This is a genomic window from Maribacter sp. R86514, from assembly GCF_044597005.1.
Classification (GTDB): Bacteria; Bacteroidota; Bacteroidia; order Flavobacteriales; family Flavobacteriaceae; genus Maribacter.
In genome coordinates, this window is sequence record NZ_CP138999.1 from 677,970 (window position 1) to 699,842 (window position 21,873).

Consider the following 21,873-nt stretch of genomic DNA (forward strand, 5'->3'; position numbering starts at 1 on the left):
CCTTCCGTTTTTAACTCCGTAAGTAAGGGTGATTCTAATCTAAAAAAAGAGATAATGAAAAAATCAAAATTATTTATGGGACTTGGGGCATTGGCTCTAGTAGGAGGTCTTTTAGTTGCGGCAGATCATATTGATGCGCCTAGCTCTATGGGAACCACGGCAGACATTGCCGATTTTTATGCTTTTGAACCAACAGAAGGTTCAGACAATACCGTTTTTGCGGTAGATCTACAATCTAATGTATTGCCAGATTTGGCTTATGGTACATTTGATGAGAATGTATTATTGGAAATCAATATCGATACCGATAATGATTTGGTAGAAGATTTAGTAATACAGGCAATACCAAGAGATGGTAAAATGTATTTCTTTGGTCCGGTTGCGCCTAGCGAAACAGGATTAAACGGAGCGATTATGGTAGATGCACCATTAGGTTCGGTAGATATTTCTGCAGAAACTGCTATTGTAGAAACTACCGATAGCGGAGTTTCTTTATTTGCAGGGCCTAGACAAGATGCTTTTTTCTTTGATTTCTTTCAATTCAATGAAGTTATTGGTGGTACGGCCCCTTTAGGTTTTAAACCGGCTGGTGATCCAAATTCTACCGATGACGACGATGAAACTGCTGTTGATGCTTTTGACGGTGCCAATACAATGGCCGTAGTTGTTGAAATTCCGAATAGTCTTTTAGGTGCTACAACTGGTCAGAATGCACTTGGTTTAGAAGTGTACAAAACATGGGTAACTACAAACGTAAAACAATAATAAACTCTTAAAAATATAACGATGAAATATAAAAATATAAAATATACGTTTTTGTCTCTTTTGGCAGTAGCAGCTTTAGCTTCTTGTAGCGATGATGACAACACACCAGTAGTAATTACACCAACATGTGATGATGGTATAATGAACGGTGATGAAACCGGAGTAGATTGTGGCGGTACATGTGCACCATGTGAAGATGCAATGGAGCCAATGGCACCAGACTTTACAGGTACGTATGCCCAAGTAGATTTTATGGGTAGACCAGGTATTAATACCGTATTAAGTGCAGATGGAGATATTAAAGATGCACATAACGTGTCTATTCCTTCAGAAATGGCAGCTACTTTTCAAGCAGGTTTTGAAGCAAGGTTAGAGGCATATCATGATGTTTATGCGAACATATTAGGAGCTGACCCTGCAGATGTAAACTATGAGAACAACATTTTAGGATTAGATGCACCTACATTGACAGGATATTTAGCTGCCGATGTACTAGAGGTTGCTCCCAATTTACCGACTACATATTTTAACCCAGGTACAGATGCAGATGATGATGGTAGAATTTTGGTTCCAGATGGTGATGAGGTTGCGTTGACAGGAAGAACTCCTCAAGATGATGTAATTGATGTGTCATTGATATTATTGTTCGGTGGTATGGAAGGAAATCGTTTTAGTGGTCAAGATACCGATGATGATGGTATGGCAGATTTACCAAGATTAACCTCAGATGGCGTTGGGCTAACCGCTACTGTAGGTACTACGTTCCCATACTTGGGCGCGCCAGAATAAAAAGTTGCTTTCATCTTACCTATTGTTAAATGTAGGTAAGATAGGCACATACCCTAATTGTTTATGAAAAAGAAGGGAAAGGGGAGTTGAAAAGACTCCCCTTATTTTAAACGATCCACAAAAAAACAACCTTATGAAATTAATTAAGCTTTTAATAATAGTAATACTGGTATCATCATGTGGTACCAAAAATCAAGACGCAGTTGCTAATAAAAAAGACTACGACAAGTATTTAGTAGCAAACGAGATAAAGACCACGTCGAAATATTTTGATTTATGGAATTCTAAGATAAGACCGGACAGTATGCAGCTAACCAGTTTTGGCGTAGTAGGCGGGGAGTATAATAGATATTTTAAACAAACCGGTGATATCGAGTTTTTAATGAAAGCAGAAAAAAGCTTAAAAAAAGCCGTTGATATCGCAAATATTGGTAAACCCGGTTTTTACAGATCATTAGCTAGAAATTTTATTTCTCAGCATCGCTTTAAAGAAGCATTGCAGTTGGCAGATTCTGCCGCGGCAATAGGTGGAGGTAAAACAGAGACCCAAAGTTTGTACTTTGATCTTCATATGGAACTAGGTAATTACGATAAGGCAGAAAGCTATTTAGATAGTTTAAAGAACATGTCAGATTTCGGTTATTTGATTCGTGTAGCTAAATGGAACGATTATAAAGGTGATTTAGATACGACCATAAATTTTATGGAAAAGGCCAGAACGAAAGCCGAGTTGGCGAAGAATAAAGATTTAATGCTATGGAGCTATACTAACCTTGGTGATTACTATGGGCATGCCGGTAGAATTAAAGATTCTTACCATCAATATTTAAAGGCATTAGAGATTGACAATAGCAATGCATATGCCAAAAAGGGAATTGCATGGATCGTATTCTCAAACGACAAGAACGCAGAAGAGGCAATTCGTATTTTAGATTCGGTCACCAAAACATATAATGCTCCAGATTATTTCTTATTAAAAGCAGAAATAGCAGATCATATAGGTAACGACTTGATAAGAACAAAAAATTTGGATGAATATTTTACAAAAGTCAAGAACAAGGCTTATGGAGATATGTACAATGCATACAACTTAGGTCTTTACATAGGCGAAACAAAACAGTATGATAGTGCCTTGATTTTGGCACAGAGAGAAGTGTATAATAGACCAACGCCAGAGTCTTATAGCTGGTTGGGGTATAGTCTTCTAAAGAACGGAGACAAAGAGAAAGCAATGGAAATTATGGATACCTACGTATACGGTAAAACATTTGAACCTGCATTGTTGTACCAGGCTGCTGAGGTATATAAAGCGAATGGAAAAGAAGAAAGAGTCAAAGAATTAAAAGGAGAATTAATTGGGGCCATTTATGAATTAGGTCCCGGTATGGAAAAGCAAGTCCATGATTTGTAATTGATTGCCCAATTATATTCATTTCATGTTTGTTTTAGGTTGGATTGTTTTTTTTTCAGCGCTGCGACGTAAAATCGTGGCGCTGTTATTATTACGCATTTCATCGAAAATTTGGATTTTTTTAACAGGCGTATAGATGAAATGTATATATTTATCGACCAAATACATTTAAAATGCCCCAGCATCTTAAATATGTGAACTAGAATTAGTAATCAAGTAAAACAATTAGTGTTATGGAATACCTACTCTTTACATTATGGATTAGCTTAATGATTTTAATGGTTGGCAAAACAATATTAGCCTATAGGTCTTTACAGAAAACATTAGATCGTACCAATAAGGCTAACTAAATCAGTTTTCTTAGTAGTACAGGTAGTAATAGCAAATCCAGTATTAAAGCTGTTACCAAGGTTACACTTATAATCAACCCTATGGTTACACTAGGTTGATGTATGGAGAATAACATCACCATAAATCCGAAGAAGAGAATAATGGTTGTAATAACCAGTGCTCTACCGGTTTGTGCAAATGTTTTTTCAAGTGCGGCCTCTTTATCCAATCCTTGGCTAATACCTAGTTTATATTTTCCTAAGAAGTGAATGGTATCATCAACGGCGATACCGAAAACTATGGCGAATACTACAGAGAGCGATGCTTCTAGCGGTATCCCTAAAAACCCAAGCATTCCGCCGGCAAATAGAATAGGTAGAACATTTGGAACCAATGAAATAAGAAAGATCTTTATATCCTTGAATACAAAGGCCATAATAACACCAATGACCAATAACCCATAAAGTAACCCCTCTAAAAGGCTACTTCTAATGTATTCGGAATTTTTATCTAACAATATACTTTTACCCGTAACTTTTATAGCAACGAGAGAAGTGTCTAATTGGGTTTTAGAAAAATGCTCGATATCATTGTAAACCACTTTTAAATTATCTGTACCTATATCTTGTAATCTACCATTGATGCGGCCAATGGTTTCATCGGTATTTACAAATTTAATTAACTGTTTACGAGCGAATTTACGTGTGTCTTTTTGATATTTTAAAAACGTCTTTTCATCTTTGGGTAGGGTAAAGTATGCAGCGCTGTTGAGGTTGTTCGCCTTGTTGAAAATTTTATAAGGTAGGTTTGAAGATTGTAGGTTGCCAATACTTTTAAATGTTTTTAAATAAACTAAAAGTTTTTCTATTTCCTGGGCTACTTTAAAATCTGTCACCTTATTACCCTCGGTACTCATAACGGCAATTTCCAAAGGTCTAAAGCCAGAAAAGTTATTTTGAAAGTAATCGAAATCCATGGCTATCTTACTCTCTGCAGGCAGGGTATTTTTTAATTCTTGATTGGTCTGTACCAAATAAATACCTAGAACGCACATAGCTATAAAAACGAATGTGCCCGCTATTATTGCCTTTGGATAGTTTTTGGTAAACGTATTGACCTTTAATAAGTAATTTACCCAATTTTGAGAAATACTTTTACGCCCTATGAGTGATTTTTCGGGTAAAAAAATCAATAATGATCCTGTTAAGAAAATAACGGTTACATAAGCTACAAGTACACCAATAGCAGCGTTAATGCCAAATTCTTGAATACTTACCAAACGAGATGAAAGCAATGTCACAAAACCCACTGCTGTGGTTATTGAAGTCAGTAGGGTGGTCATGCCCACTTCTTTAAGCGAAGAGGTAATTGCCTTATATCTTGGTATACCTGTTTGTAACTTTCTAATGTAACTATCCGTAAGGTGTATAACATCAGAAGTACCTACAATAAGCATAAGTACTGGGTAGAATGCTGCCATGGCGTTCAGTTCTTTACCTAGCCAACCCAATAGCCCCATAAAGAGCAAAAGCGACATGGCAATCGAAAAAACAGATATTAAAACCACGGGCATACTTCGGTAAACCAGTAAAAGAATTATAAAAACTAAAATAGAAGCTACAATAGTGGTTGTAAGTACTTCGCTTTTTTGCATTTCAACAATGGCTTCATAAAAGAAAGCCCTGCCTAGTATATGATAATCGGGTAAATTATGTTCTTTTAGAGAAGACCTAATGCTATTTAGAAGAAGCTCAGACTGCTTGTAATCTAAATTATCTTCAGTCTCTAGAGCTACAACCAAAGATTGTCGTTTTTCATCGACAAGTACGTTGATAAAAAGAGAATCTTCTTTTATTTTGTTCCAGTCTTTTTGGTATTGCGAAGGGTCGTCAACATGAATAATGGGTAGTGTGGTATAGCCAAAAGAAGTTTTAAGCGGGTAAGATAGCGAGGTTAACGAACTACTTTCTAGAACATATTCGAAAGTTTTACTCTCTTCAGAAAATGCTTGAAAACTGTTTAAAAATTCTTTCTGAAAAACATTTGGTTCATTCTTTACTGCAATAAGCAAGAAATTATCATCTGTACCAAACTCTTCTACATAATCGTCATAAAAGGCTAGATCAGGATCTTCTTCGGGGAAAAATTGGCTAAAATCGAACGAGAATTGCAGCGCATCAAGCTTAGATGCGGCTAGCACGCCTAACAAGATAAACAGTACGATAAAAAGCTTTTTAAGAAAGCCGAAATTAACCTTCATAGAATATATAATATCTATTTTGGTTACAAATTTACCACTCTACATTGTAAACATGGTAAAAAGAGACGATTAAGAGCGAAGTAAATTTCTTTAATAATAACTAGCGCTCTTAAATTGATGTTCAAATTACAGTTCAATAAAATTATCAAGATATAGAGTCCAATCGTAATTAGTGTATTCAATATCGACACCTTTGGTAGAAGGTATAATTTCGTTTTCCTTTAATATTTTCTTGATGCCGCCTTTTCCGCCAAAATCGCCTCTAAACCAACTGAAAAGCGAAGTAACTTTAACCACATTTGTTTCACTATCGTATTCACTGGTTTTTTCTAATAGTCTTTTGGTACCGATATTCAACTGTTCTTGCAAACGTTGCCATTCGTAAATTGCTACCGGCGGGCAATCTTTTGCTCCACAATTTAAAGCAAAATGAACATTAAAAACAGGTTCGTCTACCCTTAATTTACGTTCAGATTTATTCGGAAACCACTTGCGTATATAGCCTAAGCCATATTCCCATTGCGATTTTCTAATGAGACCGTGCTCTATTTTTGCGAACGAAACCGTTTCGCCGGCAATTTTTATTTGCTCTAACTTGAAGAAACTACCTCGGTCATCATACAATTCTGGATTTTTCTGTAAAATCACTTGAATATAGCCATTGTAAATATTCAGCCAAAAAGCCAATCGCTTATCATTGGTATCTAAAGCATTATCCAATTCTTCAATAGATGTGTTCGCTAAAATATCTTGTATTTCTTGCGTATCTTTTTCATCTATTATCCGTTGTAAAAACGATTCGGATAATTCGTTGAAATCTGTTTTGGTTTCGGTTTCTGTTTGTGCCTGAAGGTTGGTTTTTGCTGTGCATGATAAAGCAAATAACGTAACAAGAAAATAAAATTTAAGTTTCATAGTACTAATTTATGATATCTATAGCTACGTAATAATAGTCTAAAGGTTCGTGCAATGTTCGTCGAATTTTTATTTAATTGATTACATTAATTTATTTTAAAATTTTTAAGGCAGTTTTAAAACTATTTTGTGCAATTTGCGTAAGTAAGGCGTAAATATAAATATTTGATAGTCTTCGTTCTATTGAAAGCAACTATGACTTGGTTATTTCTATGATAAGTATAATAATACCGGCACATAACGAATTTAATAACCTGCAACGACTCTTTAATGTTGCCTGTTTTTTAGAGCATGAAAGACTCTTAGAAATTATAATAGCCATATCGCCGGGTAATTCAGATGCTATTGAGAATTTGGAATGTAACAAAAAAGTACAGTTACTATATTGCACAAATAAAGGTAGGGCGGCCCAAATGAACGAGGCTTCTCAAATTGCCAAAGGAAAAATTTTCACTTTTTTACATGCAGATGTTGTACCGCCCAGCGGTTTTATAGATGATATCTTAACTAGTTTGGAAAATGAAAATGACGCAGGCTTTTTTTCATATAAGTTTGATAAAGACAAATGGTACCTGCGTGTAAATGCATTGTTCACGGCGAAGGACGGATTGTTTACCGGTGGCGGAGATCAATGTCTTTTCATTAAAAAAGAGGTTTTTAACCAATTGGGGAAGTTTGATGAGCATCAGGTTCTAATGGAAGATTTTGAGTTTTTCCGAAGGATGAAAAAAGAAAATGTACCCTATACCATCGTTAAAAATGACTTGATAGTTTCTGCCCGTAAATATGAATCTAACTCTTACTTGCGTGTAAACCTTTCAAACCTTCTCTTAGTAGTGCTTTTTAAATTTGGATACCCAAGTTATAAACTCAAAACACTCCATAACAAATTGATACGTACCCCATACAATGGTTGAGATTATAAACGGAATTCAGCAAATTGGGATTGGTGTTCTCGATGTAAAAAAAGTGTTTAATTGGTATAGAAAGCATTTGGGTTTTGATATTTTGCTGTTTGAAGATGAGGCTGTTGCTTCATTGATGACAAGGTATACCAATGGTAAGGCTGAAAAACGAGAAGCCTACTTATCGTTAAATATGAAGGGTGGCGGCGGATTGGAAATTTGGCAGTTCAAAAATCGGACTCCCACTGCTGCTATTAATCCTATACAGCTTGGGGATTTAGGTATTTATGCAATGAAAATTAGATGTGAAAACCTGATTGAAATGCATTCGTATTTGAGGGATTTAGAAGTGTCTAACCTCTCAGCGATCAGTCATTCATATCGATCTAGTTTTTATTTCACCGATCCTTTTGGTAATAGGGTTCAAATGGTTGAAGATCATTATGTTTTTTGCGAACAACCATCAAAAAATGGGGGAGTGCTAGGCGCTGTAATTGGCGTTAGTAATATGAAAAATTCCATCGAATTTTATAGTTCGATGTTAGGGTATACCGTAAAAGCACACGATACTATTGAAACACTTGAAAACGATAATACCACAGAAAAATATAGAAGAGTAATTCTTTCTCAAGAACGAAAGTCCGTTGGCGGATTCGGAGATCTTCTTGGTCCTACAGAACTAGAACTTATTCAGGTTTTAGATAGAACACCAATTAATATATTTGAAAATAGGTTGTGGGGAGACTTGGGGTACATACACCTATGTTTTGATGTGTCGGGTATGGGTTTAATCAGAGAAAAAGCAAAGACAAATGGTTATCCTTTTACCGTAGACAGTGCCAATAGTTTTGATATGGGCGATGCCGCGGGTCATTTCAGTTATATGGAAGATCCCGATGGTACGTTGATAGAATTGGTAGAAACGCATAAAGTACCCATTCTAAAATCATTAGGGTTGTTTCTGAATCTTAAAAAGAGGAATCCGCATAAAACCTTACCGAAATGGTTGGTAAAAAGTTTAAGTTTTAGTCGGGTAAAGAAAGATAGGTAATCTAAAACATTTGCCGTTTTAGTTCTTACTGGTATTTCTGATTAATCCTATTCCTGAGAAGAAAAATATAGCACCCAATACGCCAAAAACGATTAGCTGCTTAGTGGTGCCAGTACTATTACCAAATAAAATTGCAGTATAAACAAGTCCGCCAATACCTAATAGGGTTAAAACGGTTCCAAAAAGTTTCTTTAAATCCATGGTGGCAAAATAGTAAAAAAATGGGCAGTTTTTAAAAACCGCCCATTATACTTTGAAATTAATTTTTAAGAAGCCGCTACTACACCAAGCGTATATAATTGCTCTAATGTTGGAGAATCGCTACCACCTGCAGGTTCTAGGGTAATACCGAATGCTTCAGAATCGTTAGGGTTATTCAACGCAAAAACCTTGTTCTCATCCGCAGCAAAATCTTCTAGCAGCCCCATACTGGTAGGGGTGAGCGGAGAAAGCTTAAGAGACCAAACCTGGTATACGAAACCATCTGGTGGTTCAGGTAGACCTTTTGCATCTATAAATACCTTTTGATTTTCTTTGTTCCAATACGCTTTGGCGTAAGAAGTAGGTGAAACTTCCTGTCCTCCTAACGCTATAACGCTTATATTTTGGTCACGCAGGGTATTTAAAAGTTCTTGAGTTTGTTCTAATGAAGAATCGGTATCTGCAATTTGCTGTTCTAAATCTACATTTTGTTTTTCTACAATTTCAATATCAGATTTTAAATCTTGGTTCTGCTGATACATCCAAAAAAGACCTACTGCCAATAGAACAGATGCCGCCCAACCAATATAGGATAAGAACGGTGAGCTACGCTTCTCATTAATATCAACTACCTTGACCTCACCATTGATTCTATTCATTAATGCTGCAAATGAATAATTATAACCAGGTGATGCCTTTCTAGACAACTCTAATATTGAAGCTTCAATAGCTTCTATTTCTTTCTGAATTTCTGGGTACTCTTTAGCGTAATTGGCAATTTCCAGATTTTCCTTTTCTGAAAGTGTACCGGCTATGTAAAGCTCCAAAATTCCCGATGCTATGTATTTTTCTAAATCCATACTATCTTACGACCATATTATCCCTCAATTGGGAAATGCAACTTCTGTTTCTTGTTTTTACAGTACCTATCGGAATTTCTAATTCTTCTGCAGCGTCTTTTTGCGTATATCCTCTAAAATATAACAGTTCAATGATCTGAACACATTTTTCCTTTAAATTCTTTACTAAGTTTCTAAGACCTTTAGTGTCTACAGATGAAGTTTCTTCTTCTTCCTTGTGCTGTAAAATACCTACGAAGTAATCTGCACTAAGGTTCTTTTTTTCATTTTTATACGACCTACTGCGTATTTCGTCGATAGCGGCATTTCTGGCGATATTCAAAACCCATGTAAAAAATCTTCCTTTACCTGAGTTATAACTATCACAGTTATTCCAGATTTTAATAAATACATCTTGACATATTTCTTGCGAACGTGCATCGTTCTTAACGATAGTATTTATAACACCACAAATGTTTTCACTATACATGCCATATAGCTTTTCGAAAGCCGAGGGGTCTTTCTTTTTGAATTGGTCAACCAAAAGGTCTAATTGCATATGAAATTTTTTAAATCGGATAAAAATAAAGAAAGCTGTTCTAAGAACAGCTTTTATCATATTTTTTATTGACTCTATTCAATTATACCAGCGCAACTTACACGTGCACCAGCGGCACCACTAGGTTGAGAAGTGTAGTCATCTACACCTTGGTGTACAATAACACCCTTGCCCAATATATTTTTATTTTCATCGTCACAACCAATACACCACTCATCAGTTTCAAACTCAACGGTGGCATTACCTTCGGCATCAGCGGTAAAATTACCTATGTCGCCCTTATGGTATCCTTCGCTGGCACCCCATTTACCATGTGGTTCGTTTGTTGGGTTCCAATGTCCTCCTGCAGAAGAACCGTCGGCTGCAGTACAATCTGCAGTTTGGTGAATATGAATGGCGTGCTCGCCTTCAGACAAGCCAGATAACATGGCTACCATCTCTACCTCATCATCATCTTGGGTAAAGGTTACTTCACCTTTTACATTACTATCGCTTTTTGGTTCTAGCATAAATTTAACAACGGTTTCATCCTCATCCATTTCATTTTTTGCTTCATCCATCAATTCTTCAACTTCTTCTTTGGCTTCAGATGCTTCTTTTTTAACTTCTTTGCATCCAAAAGCTAACAGTAGTGCTAGCAACGCCAATTCAATTTTAAATATTTTCATTATTACAGTATTTTAAGGTTATTCGATAAAGTTACATATTAAAAGTTATTCCATTTGCTCATTTCCAATTGATTTTAACAGGAATGAATTAAGTAAAGGAATCTAAGCGATTTCAACCTATTTCTCCTTCTTTTTAAAAATGCCACGTAAATCTGTGTTATAAAATAAGCCTACTTGAAAACGGTCAAAATTAGTCTCGCTAAAGTGATTTTTTAAATACCCAAATTGCATACTTAAATCTTCGATTACATTAACTCCCAAGGCAGCATACGCACGGTTTTGACCAAAGGCATCGTCTTGTAGGTTGATAAAGATCTCATCATAGAAATTCAGGAAAAAAATATCGGTTAGGGGTAAGGTCATTTGAATTCTGTAGCGAGCTCTGTGTAATGTATTACTGATACCGGTGGCGTTGTTTTGAACAAAGCGTTGCTCTAAACGGTAGCGATGCTCAAATTTAAATTCCCATACTTTGTTTTTTAGAATAAACTGCTCAAAAATTCGATGCTCTGAAATAGCATTATTTTCAAAAATGGCATCATCACCAAGAACATCAAATTCCCTAAAGGTAGGGTCGGTACCAATAAAACCGTACCCCAAAGTGGCAATAGCATTAGGATTAATATGATAATTTACTCCCGTACGCAGCAATAACTGATTAAAGTTAGATGCCATTTCATAATATCTAAACTGCGCTTCGGTATGTATACTCCATTTATCGGCAATTTTATTGGTTCCAAAATACATGAACCAACTACCAAAATCGTCTTCACCAGTAACTTCACTTTGGGCATTGGTATGGCTAATTGCTGTTAATAATACTAGTAACGTAATAACTTTCCTCATTCTTTAATTTAAGGTGTAACTCTATTTTTAGATTTATTCTTCACCCGCCTCAATTGGGGTGGCTTTATCTTTCTTTAAATACAAATCTAAAAAATCTAAAACCCTACTGTAGGCTTCGATCTGATTTTCTTTTTTGACAAAACCATGTCCTTCATCTTCAAAAAGAACATATTCTACAGGAACTCCGTTCTTTTTTACCCCTGCAACAATCTCATCTGATTCAACTTGTAACACACGTGGATCTTGCGAACCTTGCAGTACAATTAAAGGTTTGGTTACCTTATCGGTATGAAAAAGAGGTGAGATTTCTTTTAAACGAACAGAATCTGCACTGTAGGGATCACCCAATTCTAAATAAAGAGCATCTTTAAAAGATTCCCACCATGGTGGTATACTTTTTAGTGTTCTTATCCAATTGGTTACTCCGAACAAGTTAACACCAACTGCAAATTCTTCAGGAGTGTATGTCAATGCGGCCATGGTCATATAACCACCATAAGAACCACCTATGATCCCAATTTTATCGGCATCGATTTCAGGTTGAGCCGCAAGCCAGTTTTTACCTTCAACACAATCTTTTAAATCTTTATCGCCATGGTTTAGATCATCCATTTGGTAAAACGTTTTTCCGTAGCCGCTACTTCCACGGTTGTTTACAGCAAGTACAGCATACCCATGATTGGTAAGGTATTGAATGAAAGAACTAAAATTTTGTCTACTTTGTCCGCCCGGTCCTCCATGAACCCAAACCAAAGCGGGTACTTTTGCATCGGCATTTGCTTGGTTAGGCTTATAGTAAATGGCGGGTATTTCTACTCCGTCAAAAGACTTATAACGAACTACTTCAGCAGAAACAAGATCATCTATCTTAATTTCAGGATTCAGAACATCTGTTAATTTTTTCTGTTCTTTCGTTTCTAGGTTATAGACATATAAATTACTTGGAGTATGTGAGCCACCTGCGTAAAAACGCATCCATTTTTCGTCTTTTGAGAAATCTACATTGGTTATTGCCATGGCATCAAACTCAGGTAAATCAATATTCTTCATAGTGGCTACATCCATCACTTCAATAGTGTTCTTTGCATCTTCATTGATATAGGTGACCAAATAACTGCCATTATCTGTAAAGTAACTACCTAAAATATCCCAATCACGGGTAATCACTTTTTCGGTCGCGCCAGATGCAATGTTATACTTCATTAAGTATGAAAACTCACTGCCTTCGTCTGTGGTGTAATACAGTTCATCGCCAGAGGGAGAAAAATCTTGACTACTATTCGCACTTTGCGTTTTATTGATCTTAATTTTCTTCTTTGTGGATAGGTCATATAGGTATAAGTCTGAATCGTTGGTATTTAAAGATTTACCCAACGTCAGATATTTTTCATCTTTACTAAGGTTTCCAATTTCGTATCCTTCTTCATTCTTAAAAATTAATTTAGGCGAATAATTAAGAAAATCCATTTGATACAGATCCATGTATTTTGCATCTCGCTTGTTCGATGTAAAAAAGAAACTTTGGTCATCTTCTGCCCATCCTTGAAAACTAGCCCTAGCACCTTTGGCTGGCGTAAGATCTGTAAGGCTACCATTTAGATTACGGATGTAGATATGGTATATTTCATCACCATTACCATCCATACTAAAAAGCATTCGCTCATCTCTAGGAAAATAGGAAATCGCAAAAATAGAAGCACTGTCAGATTGTGTTATGGGCGTTAACTCACCACCTGTGGTAGGCACGGTGTACATGTTATATATACCAGACCTATTACTTGAAACCAATAATTTAGAATTATCACGATAAAAACTACCTCCAGAAATAGCTTCATTATCCATCATTTGTTTTATGGAATATTTATTGGGTATTTTGGTGATTTCTACTTCTTTTTGCTCCTCCTTTTGAACTTCTTTTTTTTCTGTACAACTCCATATAAGAGCTATGGCAAAACAAGCGAATAATTTTTTCATAATTGATGGTTTTAAGTGAGTATGCCTAATATTATGAGAATTATTTTAAGCTAAAAGTATCGACTTCCTTGAACGGAGAAAGCTCTAAGCTTTCCATAGCTGATCTGTAAGTTTTCCAGTTAGTAGAGAAAAATGAATTAGTTTCGTCTAGAGCTCCTTCTAGTTCCTCTTTTGCAAATTGCATAAGCTGCTTTTCTGTAGCTGTCATACCTGCTTGTCTAGAACCAACATAACGTCTTGCAATTTGTAAACGCTGCATTACCGTCATCTCTTTGCTACGGGTAATACCTTGTCGTTTATCAACTTTGCCTAAATAGATTGCAGTTACAGAATCTATTTGTTTGATGATATCTTTAGAAGCATCTATCTGCTCTTTGTATTTTTTATCATCTTCCTTCTTTAGTTCTTTTTGAAACTTTTCTGCGGTATCTTTACTTTTTGCTAATTGCTGAACGGCATCCGCAGCTTTTTGCATGTATGATTCTAGAACTTTTCCGTTGTCATACGCTTCGTTGATAGCTACGGTAGAAACGTTTAAACGAGGGTCAGAAGCTACTGTAATTTTAGTTTCTTCTTCCATATCACCAAAAAGCATTTTGATAGTGTAAGTTCCTGGTTTTACATCTAAACCGCCAGATTCTTTCTTTTTGGTAATTACTTTTCTTGAAGGTCTGTCCGCACCTTTTTCATCCATTCTCCAGTAAATTCTATGGAAACCTGCTTTTTCCGGAGTCTTGTATTTTAAGGTACGAATTAATCTATCGCCATCGTAAAAATCGAACTGTACGGAGTCTTTCTTTTGAACTCCTGTTAATTCTACTTTCTCTGTTTTTTCTTCGGATGTCTTTTCGGCATCTTTCTCTTTTTTATCACCCTTTGGATTTCCTTTTTTAGCAGCTTTCTTACCTTCTTTTAGATAATAGGTAATCATAGCGCCAGACTTTTTGTTTTCACCTTGATACAGTCCGTCGCCACCGAAACGACTTCCTGTTGGTTGTTGATAAGCAGCTTGATATGCCGTTGGAGGCGTAAATAATTCGATGTCTTTATTTAGAATGGTTGCATCAGCAGCCAAAGCGCGTAAGGGACGAATATCGTCTAAAACCCATGCAGCTCTACCAAATGTACCGATCACCAAATCATGCTCTCTTGGGTGAATAGCTAAATCTTTTGTAGAAACCGTTGGGAAACCTTCGGTCCATTTTTGCCATTTTTCACCTGCATTGAAAGAAACATATAAGCCATCATCGGTACCTAAAAATACCAAATTCGGATTCTTAGGATCTTCTATGATTGATAACGTATAGCTTTCTACATCAGAAGCATCAACAATTCTTGTCCAGCTTTTACCATAATCTTTAGTGCGGTATGCATACGGAGTGTAATTGAATCTTCTATAATCATTAGCGATTAAAAGTGCTTCACCTTTATTACGGGTAGATGCTTTTATTTGCGGAATCCAGCTTCCTTTTGGTAGGCCTTTAATATTTGCGGTTACCTCGGTCCAAGTTTCTCCACCATTTTGAGTGTAATGTACACGACCATCATCAGAACCTGTCCATAACATATCTTTTTCAATAGGTGATGGCTCAATTACCAAAATAGTAGTGTGGTTTTCTGCTCCCGTTGCATCCATGGACAATCCGCCACTTTCACTTTGCTTTTGCTTTTCAGGGTCGTTCGTAGTTAAATCCGGAGAAATTACTTTCCAAGTCAATGCCTTGTCTGTACTCTTGTGTACAAACTGACTACCAAAATAAAGGGTGCTATTATCAAAAGGGTCTTGGCTAATTGCCGAATTCCAGTTGAAGCGAAGTTCAGTTTCAGCATCTGGCGGAGTAGGGCGTACAATGTAATTATTACCCGTAACATGGTCAAAACGTTGTACGTTACCTTGCTGACTCATGGTATAACCATATCTAGAATCTACAGGATCGGGTACCACATCAAAACCATCACCAAAACTTATTTCTTGCCAGTAGCTATTACGAATTCCTTGAGCTTTCCAAACATAAGCAGGTCCTCTCCAGCTACCATTATCTTGCATACCACCGTATACATTATAAGGATACTCATTATCAGTTGCTATATGGTAAAATTGCGCAACCGGTAGGTTACCTACAAAACGCCATGTTTTTCCACCATCTTTAGAAATATTCAATCCGCCATCATTACCGTCCATCATAAACTGTCCGTTTTCTGGGTGAATCCAAAATGCATGGTGATCAGGGTGAACACCGTTATCTGCACGGTAAGCAGGCATTAATTGTGTAAAGTTCTTACCACCATCTTGCGAAACGTTCACGTATGTAAACACAGAAAAAACTCTATTTTCATTTTCAGGATCTACATATATTTCGGAATAGTAAAAAGGTCTATTACCGATATCGTTCTTATCATTGATTTTCTTCCATTTAAATCCGCCATCTTCAGATTTGTACAGCGCATTCTTTTTCGCTTCCACTAAAGCGTAAATAACATCGGGCTTACCAGGAGCAATGGCAACACCAATTCTACCCAAATCGCCAGCAGGCAGACCATCTTCTTCACTAAGTTTTTTCCAATTCTTACCACCATCATGGGTAATGTATAGACCACTACCAGAACCACCAGAATTAAAGAACCAAGGCTCACGCTTATGTTCCCACATGGCAGCGATTAACTTGTTTGGGTTGGTTGGATCCATAATAAGATCAGCAACCCCCGTTTTGTTATTTACAAAAAGAACCTTCTCCCAAGTTTCGCCACCATCAGTAGTTTTGAAGACTCCACGTTCAGGGTGCTCGCCCCAAGGAGAGCCAATGGCACCAACATAAACCGTATTCGGGTTCATTGGGTCGATTTTAATTCTATGAATATGTCTCGTTTTTTCAAGACCCATAGATTTCCAGGTCTTACCGCCATCGAGAGATTTATATACCCCGTAGCCACCATTCAAACTATTTCTGGGATTACCTTCACCTGTACCAGCCCAAATTACAGACGGGTTACTTTGCTGAATGGCAACGGCACCAATAGAAGCGGTTACTTCTTTATCAAAAATAGGATCCCATTTTATGCCTCCTGAAGTAGATTTCCATAATCCGCCAGAAGCGGTACCTACATACATAATATCAGGGTTGGAATTTACGACATCAATACTGGTAACACGACCACTCATACCACCGGGACCGATGTTACGGGGTTTCATGTCTTGTACCATGTCCATTTTAAATTCTTGTGCAGAAACGAAAAAAGTTGCAAAAAGCACCAGCAAGGAGAGTAATCTTGAAGTCATTTGAGTGGTTTGTTAGTTATGTGCTTAAAAATAGCGGAAAAGAAAGGGAAGTATTCTTAAAAGGATGTTAACAGTATGCGGTTTTGAATTATCCGTAATTCTTTAACAGTTTTTCGTTGCTCGTTCTTCGTTGCTCGTTCTTCGTTGTTCGTTCTTCGTTGTTCGTTCTTCGTTGTTGGTTCTTCGTTAATGTCAGTTTCAGTTTGCAGTTTTTTTAATCGTCTTTGCGAGGCACGAAGCAATCTGTTGAATTGGAACAACAATAGTTCTCGACTGCGCTCGAACGGACAATAGGTGTTTAGGTCACTGAGCGTAGCCGAAGTGATAATGCGGCTTGTTGTGAGTGTTCAGTTTCAGTTGGCAGTAACAGTATTCAGTAGGCAGTTATGCTATGCAATCCTCGTGAACGTCTTTGCGAGGCACGAAGCAATCTGTTTAAGTGAAACAACAATAGTTCTCGACTGCGCTCGAACGGACACGATTTAAGTCAGGTCACTGAGCGGAGCCGAAGTGATAATGCGGCTAGTTATGAGTGTTCAGTTTCAGTTGGCAGTATCAGTTCTCAGTGTTCAGTTTTCAGTTGCAGTTATACTATGTGATTATCGTAAACGTCTTTGCGAGGCACGAAGCAATCTGTTAGTTTGGAACACCAAAAGTTCTCGACTGCGCTCGAACGGACAAGATTTTAGTCAGGTCACTGAGCGTAGCCGAAGTGATAAAGCGGCTTGTTGTGAGTTTTCAGTAGGCAGTACCAGTTTTCAGTTGCAGTTATACTATGTGATTATCGTAAACGTCTTTGCGAGGCGCGAAGCAACCTGTTTAATTAATGTTTCTATGATTATTAGTTACAACATTGTCTAGGTCACTGAGCGTATTTCAGTAGGCAGTAACAGTTTGCAGTTTTAAAGACGTCTTTGCGAGGAGCTTTTCGCGACGTTGCAATCTGTCAATTTGGGACACCAATAGTTCTCGACTGCGCTCGAACGGACAATAGGTGTTTAGGTCACTGAGCGTAGCCGAAGTGACCTGACAACGGACAACGGACAACCATCAACGAACCTCAAAAATCCCAAACAACTCATTCCCTTGCCTAGGCTTAATAGAGTTATAACAGAGATCGAAAGTGATCGTTTTAAAATAGGGTGATAAATAATTGGTGTACAGATCTTTATTTCCGCCAAATGGGCGTTTTTCCATGTTGTCGGTTAAGGGAATATTAAACCAGAGTCCCACTAATTTTCCTTTTGGTTTTAGTAGTTCAGCCATGTGTTTGGCATAGGTATTTCTATTGGTGTCAGTGGGCACAAAAGAGCAGAAAAAAGTCTGTTCTAGTATAAGGTCGTACTGCCCTTTGAATTCGAAAAAATCTGATTGATGCATATTTTCGTCTGGGAAATTCGGATTCTTTTTTTTGAATTCTTGTAACGGAATTTTAGAGATATCTAAAATATGAATGTTTTTAAATCCTGCTTTCCACAGGTATTCCGCTTCATACGCATTTCCGGCTCCCGGTATTAAAATCTGAATGGTCTTGTCGGTTAACTGATCAATGTATTCTTTAATAGGGGTAGAAGGGTAGCCAATATCCCAACCTGTTTGTTTTTCGGTATAACGCTGTGTCCAATAATTTTCTTCTTCTTTCACTGTGGTATCATGATTATCTGCGATAGTAAATTTATACAGATTTGTTGGGTTTTGGCAAAGTATGTACAAAAGCATACCAATGACCATACATAGATTGTAGCAAAGAATTGTAATCCTTATCTTTCGAAACTACTATAGACCAACTAACTAAACGTATGAAATATTCTTTTTTGACCGCCTTAACGGTATGCTTAACTTATGTATGCACGGCACAAACGAATCCTAAATGGGCGCGTTACCCAGCAATTTCTCCCGATGGTACTACAATAGCATTTACTTATAAAGGCAATCTATTTACGGTACCTGCAGAAGGTGGTTTAGCAAAGCAGTTAACCTATCATTCTGCCCATGATTATAAAGCAGTTTGGAGTAAAAATGGAAATAAGATAGCATTTGCCTCTAATAGATATGGCAATTTTGATGTTTATGTGATGGATGCCCAAGGCGGCGAAGCAACACGATTAACCTATCATAGTAATGACGAAACTCCCTATAGTTTTTCTGCCGATGATTCAGATGTGTTATTTGGTGCAAATCGGTTAGATATAGTGGAGCATCGCCAATACCCAACAGGTTCGCAGCCCGAATTATATAGCGTTCCCGTAAGTGGTGGGCGAGTTGGTCAAGTGTTGACCGTGCCCGTAGAAGATGCACAAGTAAATACCGATGGTAGCAAGATGGTGTATCACGATAAGAAGGGATATGAAGATACCTTTAGAAAGCATCATACTTCTGCTATAACTAGAGATATTTGGTCGTATGACCCATCCACCGGAAAACATAAACAACTTACCACTTTTAAAGGAGAAGACCGCAATCCGGTATTTTCAAAAGATGGTAGTGCCATTTACTATTTAAGCGAGCAAGAAGGTACTTTTAATGTCTTTTCCATGTCGTTGACGGGACCGCCTGAAATTGCTGCGCATACCAGTTTAAAGACACATCCGGTTCGCTCATTAAGTATTGGTGAAAATACTTTGGCATTTGGTTATGATGGAGAAATTTATACGCTAAAAGCCGGTGAAGGTGCTAAGAAGGTAGAAATAATAGTTAGAACGCAAGAAGACAGTAATTCTATAAAATATGTATCTGTAAACGGTGGTGTTCAAGAAATGGATGTTGCACCTAATGGTAAAGAAATCGCTTTTATCAGCAGAGGAGAAGTCTTTGTAACCTCGGTAGATGGTTCATTGACAAAACGTATCACCAATACCCCAGAACAAGAACGATTTGTAAAGTTTATGCCTGATGGTAAATCTGTTGCATACTCTAGTGAACGTAATGGTAAATGGAGCATATTTACATCTTCTAAAGTCCGAAAAGAAGAACCTTATTTCTTTGCGGCAACGTTATTCAAAGAAGATACATTGGTCACTTCAAAAGAAGATATCTATTTGCCCGAATTCTCGCCAGATAGCACCTATGTTGCCTATGTAGAAGGTAGAAGAACGATAAAGGTGAAGAACTTGAAAACGAAAGAAATTACTACTTTAATGACTCCTGACAATGTGATTCACATGCAAGACGGTGATCAGTATTACCAGTGGAGTCCGGATAGTAAGTGGCTGTTGGTAGATTGGAGTGTTTCGTTGAATAATACCGAGTTGCTTTTGATTTCTAAAGATGGTAAACAGCGTAAAAACTTGACTCAAAGCGGTTATTATGATTTTTTACCTAAATGGGTGAACGATGGTAGTCAGATTATCTATTTCTCTAATCGCGACGGACTTAAAAGTTATGCGACCAGTGGTTCTTTTGAAACAGATGTGTATACCATGTTCTTGAACCAAGAGTCTTGGGATAAGTTCAATAATACAAAAGAAGAATACGATTTGTTGAAAATGATAAAAGAGGCTGCCGAAGAAAAAAAGGACGAAGCCAAATCTGATGATAAAAAGAAGAAAGTTAAGAAAGACGAAAAAAAGGAAGTAAAAACGGTGAAATTCGATTTGGAAGATGTAGAACGCAGAAAAGCGCGTTTAACCATACACTCCTCTAAACTGTCAGATGCCGTACTTTCTAAAGACGGAGAAAAACTGTATTACCTGACCAAGTTTGAAAAAGGATTGAATCTTTGGGAAACCGAAATACGTACCAAGAGTACGAAAATGCTTATAGCCTTAGATGCGAAATCAGGAAGTTTACAGTGGGATGCCAAGAAAGAGCAACTGTTCTTATTATCTGACGGTAGTATATCTAAAGTTGATGTAGCCACTAGTAAGACAGAACCGGTAAAAGTAAAGGCAGAAATGGTTTTAGATGCCGATGCAGAGCGTAAGTATATGTTCGATCATATTTGGTTGCGTACCAACGGTATTTTCTACACCTCAAATTTTCACGGTATAGATTGGAAAGCGATGCGTACCGAATACGAGAAGTACTTACCGCATATTGGTAATGGTTTTGAATTCTCTGAAATGGTTTCAGAAATGTTAGGCGAGCTGAATGTGAGTCACGCCGGAGGTCGTTTCTCCGCCAATATCGAAAACGGAGATCAAACAGCATCGTTAGGTGTTTTCATGGATTACGATTATAAAGGTGCCGGATTGAAAATTACGGAAGTCATTAAAGGCGGACCATTAGACAAAGCAGGATTTGATATACAGCCAGGTACTATAATCAAGCAAATCAATGGTGTTACCATAGGCGAGTCTACCGATGCCGCTTTCTACCTAAACCGAATTGCGGGCAATTTTACATTGCTAGATATTGTCGATGAAAAAGGCAAGAGAAAACAGTTGACCATAAAGCCTATTTCTTTACGTGTAGAAAACGGATTGCTATATGATCGTTGGGTAAAAAATAATGAAAAAGAAGTATTGGCAAAAAGTAACGGTACATTGGGCTATGTACACATACCAGGCATGAGCGACGGACCATACCGTACCATTTATGAAGAAATGCTGGGTAAATTCAATGATAAAAAAGGAGTTATTGTAGATACCCGCTTTAATGGCGGTGGAGACCTGGTAGCCGATCTGGCAATGTTCTTTACCGGAATTCCATTTCTATCTTATGAAACAGAGGCTAGGGTAGTAGGTGGCGAACCAACCTCTAGATGGACAAAACCGACCTTGGCGATGTTCAATGAATCTATGTACAGTGATGGATCTTGTTTTGCAAGTGGCTATGTCGATTTGAAGATCGGTAAAACAGTGGGTATGCCTGTGCCGGGTACCTGTAGCTTTGCTGGTTGGGAACGTTTACCCAATGGTGGCGTTTGGGGCGTAGTACCCGTAAGTGCTAAAAACAAATCAGGCGAATGGATGGAAAACAATGAAACCAACCCAGAAATTATTGTGAAAAATCAGCCGGAAGTAATTGCAAAAGGTATTGATGAGCAATTGGAGAAATCTATTGAGGTGTTGATGAAGGAGGTGGAGTAGTGTTTCGCTTATTTAGAATTTTTAAACGAATAATTTAAAAGGGATAAACGTAC

16 protein-coding genes are annotated in these 21,873 nt (G+C 37.3%); 6 read left to right on the forward strand and 10 right to left on the reverse strand.

Going from position 1 to position 21,873, the window contains the following annotated elements:
* Positions 1-54: 54 nt before the first annotated feature.
* The 3 genes from SJY30_RS02900 (at position 55) to SJY30_RS02910 (ending at position 2,965) form a co-directional block, all read left to right on the forward strand.
* Complete coding sequence (locus tag SJY30_RS02900) at positions 55-765, forward strand: DUF4331 family protein (protein WP_396634116.1); 711 nt, start codon at positions 55-57, stop codon at positions 763-765.
* A gap of 21 nt (positions 766-786) precedes the next feature.
* Positions 787-1,554, forward strand: coding sequence for a DUF4331 family protein (locus SJY30_RS02905; RefSeq protein WP_396634117.1), 768 nt, complete (start codon positions 787-789; stop codon positions 1,552-1,554).
* Between the two features lie 133 nt (positions 1,555-1,687).
* Entirely contained in the window at positions 1,688-2,965 is a 1,278-nt protein-coding gene (locus SJY30_RS02910; protein WP_396634118.1) for a tetratricopeptide repeat protein, read from the forward strand.
* 346 nt (positions 2,966-3,311) lie between these two features.
* Here SJY30_RS02910 and SJY30_RS02915 read toward each other — a convergent pair whose 3' ends face one another.
* Both SJY30_RS02915 and SJY30_RS02920 read right to left on the reverse strand, forming a co-directional pair.
* Complete coding sequence (locus SJY30_RS02915) at positions 3,312-5,555, reverse strand: RND family transporter (protein WP_396634119.1); 2,244 nt, start codon at positions 5,553-5,555, stop codon at positions 3,312-3,314.
* A gap of 126 nt (positions 5,556-5,681) precedes the next feature.
* On the reverse strand, positions 5,682-6,470 hold the full coding sequence (locus SJY30_RS02920) for a DUF547 domain-containing protein (protein WP_396634120.1): 789 nt from the start codon (positions 6,468-6,470) through the stop codon (positions 5,682-5,684).
* A gap of 212 nt (positions 6,471-6,682) precedes the next feature.
* Between SJY30_RS02920 and SJY30_RS02925 the strand changes: the two genes are divergently transcribed.
* Both SJY30_RS02925 and SJY30_RS02930 read left to right on the forward strand, forming a co-directional pair.
* Entirely contained in the window at positions 6,683-7,387 is a 705-nt protein-coding gene (locus SJY30_RS02925) for a glycosyltransferase (protein WP_396634121.1), read from the forward strand.
* Positions 7,380-8,426 carry a VOC family protein gene (locus tag SJY30_RS02930; protein WP_396634122.1) on the forward strand — a complete coding sequence of 349 codons (1,047 nt, stop codon included), beginning with the start codon at positions 7,380-7,382 and terminating at the stop codon, positions 8,424-8,426. Before SJY30_RS02925 ends, SJY30_RS02930 begins: the two co-directional genes overlap by 8 nt.
* A gap of 18 nt (positions 8,427-8,444) precedes the next feature.
* On the opposite strand, the gene SJY30_RS02935 is transcribed toward SJY30_RS02930, so the two are convergent.
* From SJY30_RS02935 to SJY30_RS02970, 8 genes are all read right to left on the reverse strand, one after another.
* Complete coding sequence (locus SJY30_RS02935) at positions 8,445-8,627, reverse strand: hypothetical protein (protein WP_299317897.1); 183 nt, start codon at positions 8,625-8,627, stop codon at positions 8,445-8,447.
* A gap of 65 nt (positions 8,628-8,692) precedes the next feature.
* The gene (locus SJY30_RS02940) at positions 8,693-9,487 is read right to left on the reverse strand and encodes an anti-sigma factor domain-containing protein (RefSeq protein WP_396634123.1); all 795 of its coding nucleotides are present in this window, start codon (positions 9,485-9,487) and stop codon (positions 8,693-8,695) included.
* Position 9,488: 1 nt separating this feature from the next.
* Positions 9,489-10,025 (reverse strand): RNA polymerase sigma factor, encoded by a 537-nt coding sequence (locus SJY30_RS02945; RefSeq protein WP_396634124.1) that lies wholly within the window; start codon positions 10,023-10,025, stop codon positions 9,489-9,491.
* A 74-nt stretch (positions 10,026-10,099) separates the two neighbouring features.
* A complete protein-coding gene (locus SJY30_RS02950; RefSeq protein ID WP_396634125.1) occupies positions 10,100-10,693 on the reverse strand; it encodes a superoxide dismutase family protein in 594 nt (197 codons plus the stop codon).
* Between the two features lie 117 nt (positions 10,694-10,810).
* Positions 10,811-11,539, reverse strand: coding sequence for a DUF2490 domain-containing protein (locus SJY30_RS02955; RefSeq protein WP_396634126.1), 729 nt, complete (start codon positions 11,537-11,539; stop codon positions 10,811-10,813).
* Between the two features lie 33 nt (positions 11,540-11,572).
* Positions 11,573-13,513 carry a S9 family peptidase gene (locus SJY30_RS02960; RefSeq protein ID WP_396634127.1) on the reverse strand — a complete coding sequence of 647 codons (1,941 nt, stop codon included), beginning with the start codon at positions 13,511-13,513 and terminating at the stop codon, positions 11,573-11,575.
* Between the two features lie 40 nt (positions 13,514-13,553).
* Positions 13,554-16,790: a hypothetical protein gene (locus SJY30_RS02965; RefSeq protein WP_396634128.1), complete on the reverse strand. Its 3,237-nt coding sequence runs from the start codon at positions 16,788-16,790 to the stop codon at positions 13,554-13,556.
* A gap of 1,050 nt (positions 16,791-17,840) precedes the next feature.
* Positions 17,841-18,521 carry a methyltransferase domain-containing protein gene (locus SJY30_RS02970; RefSeq protein WP_396634129.1) on the reverse strand — a complete coding sequence of 227 codons (681 nt, stop codon included), beginning with the start codon at positions 18,519-18,521 and terminating at the stop codon, positions 17,841-17,843.
* A 68-nt stretch (positions 18,522-18,589) separates the two neighbouring features.
* Here SJY30_RS02970 and SJY30_RS02975 point away from each other — a divergent pair, with 68 nt between their 5' ends.
* Complete coding sequence (locus SJY30_RS02975; RefSeq protein WP_396634130.1) at positions 18,590-21,820, forward strand: S41 family peptidase; 3,231 nt, start codon at positions 18,590-18,592, stop codon at positions 21,818-21,820.
* Positions 21,821-21,873: the final 53 nt, after the last annotated feature.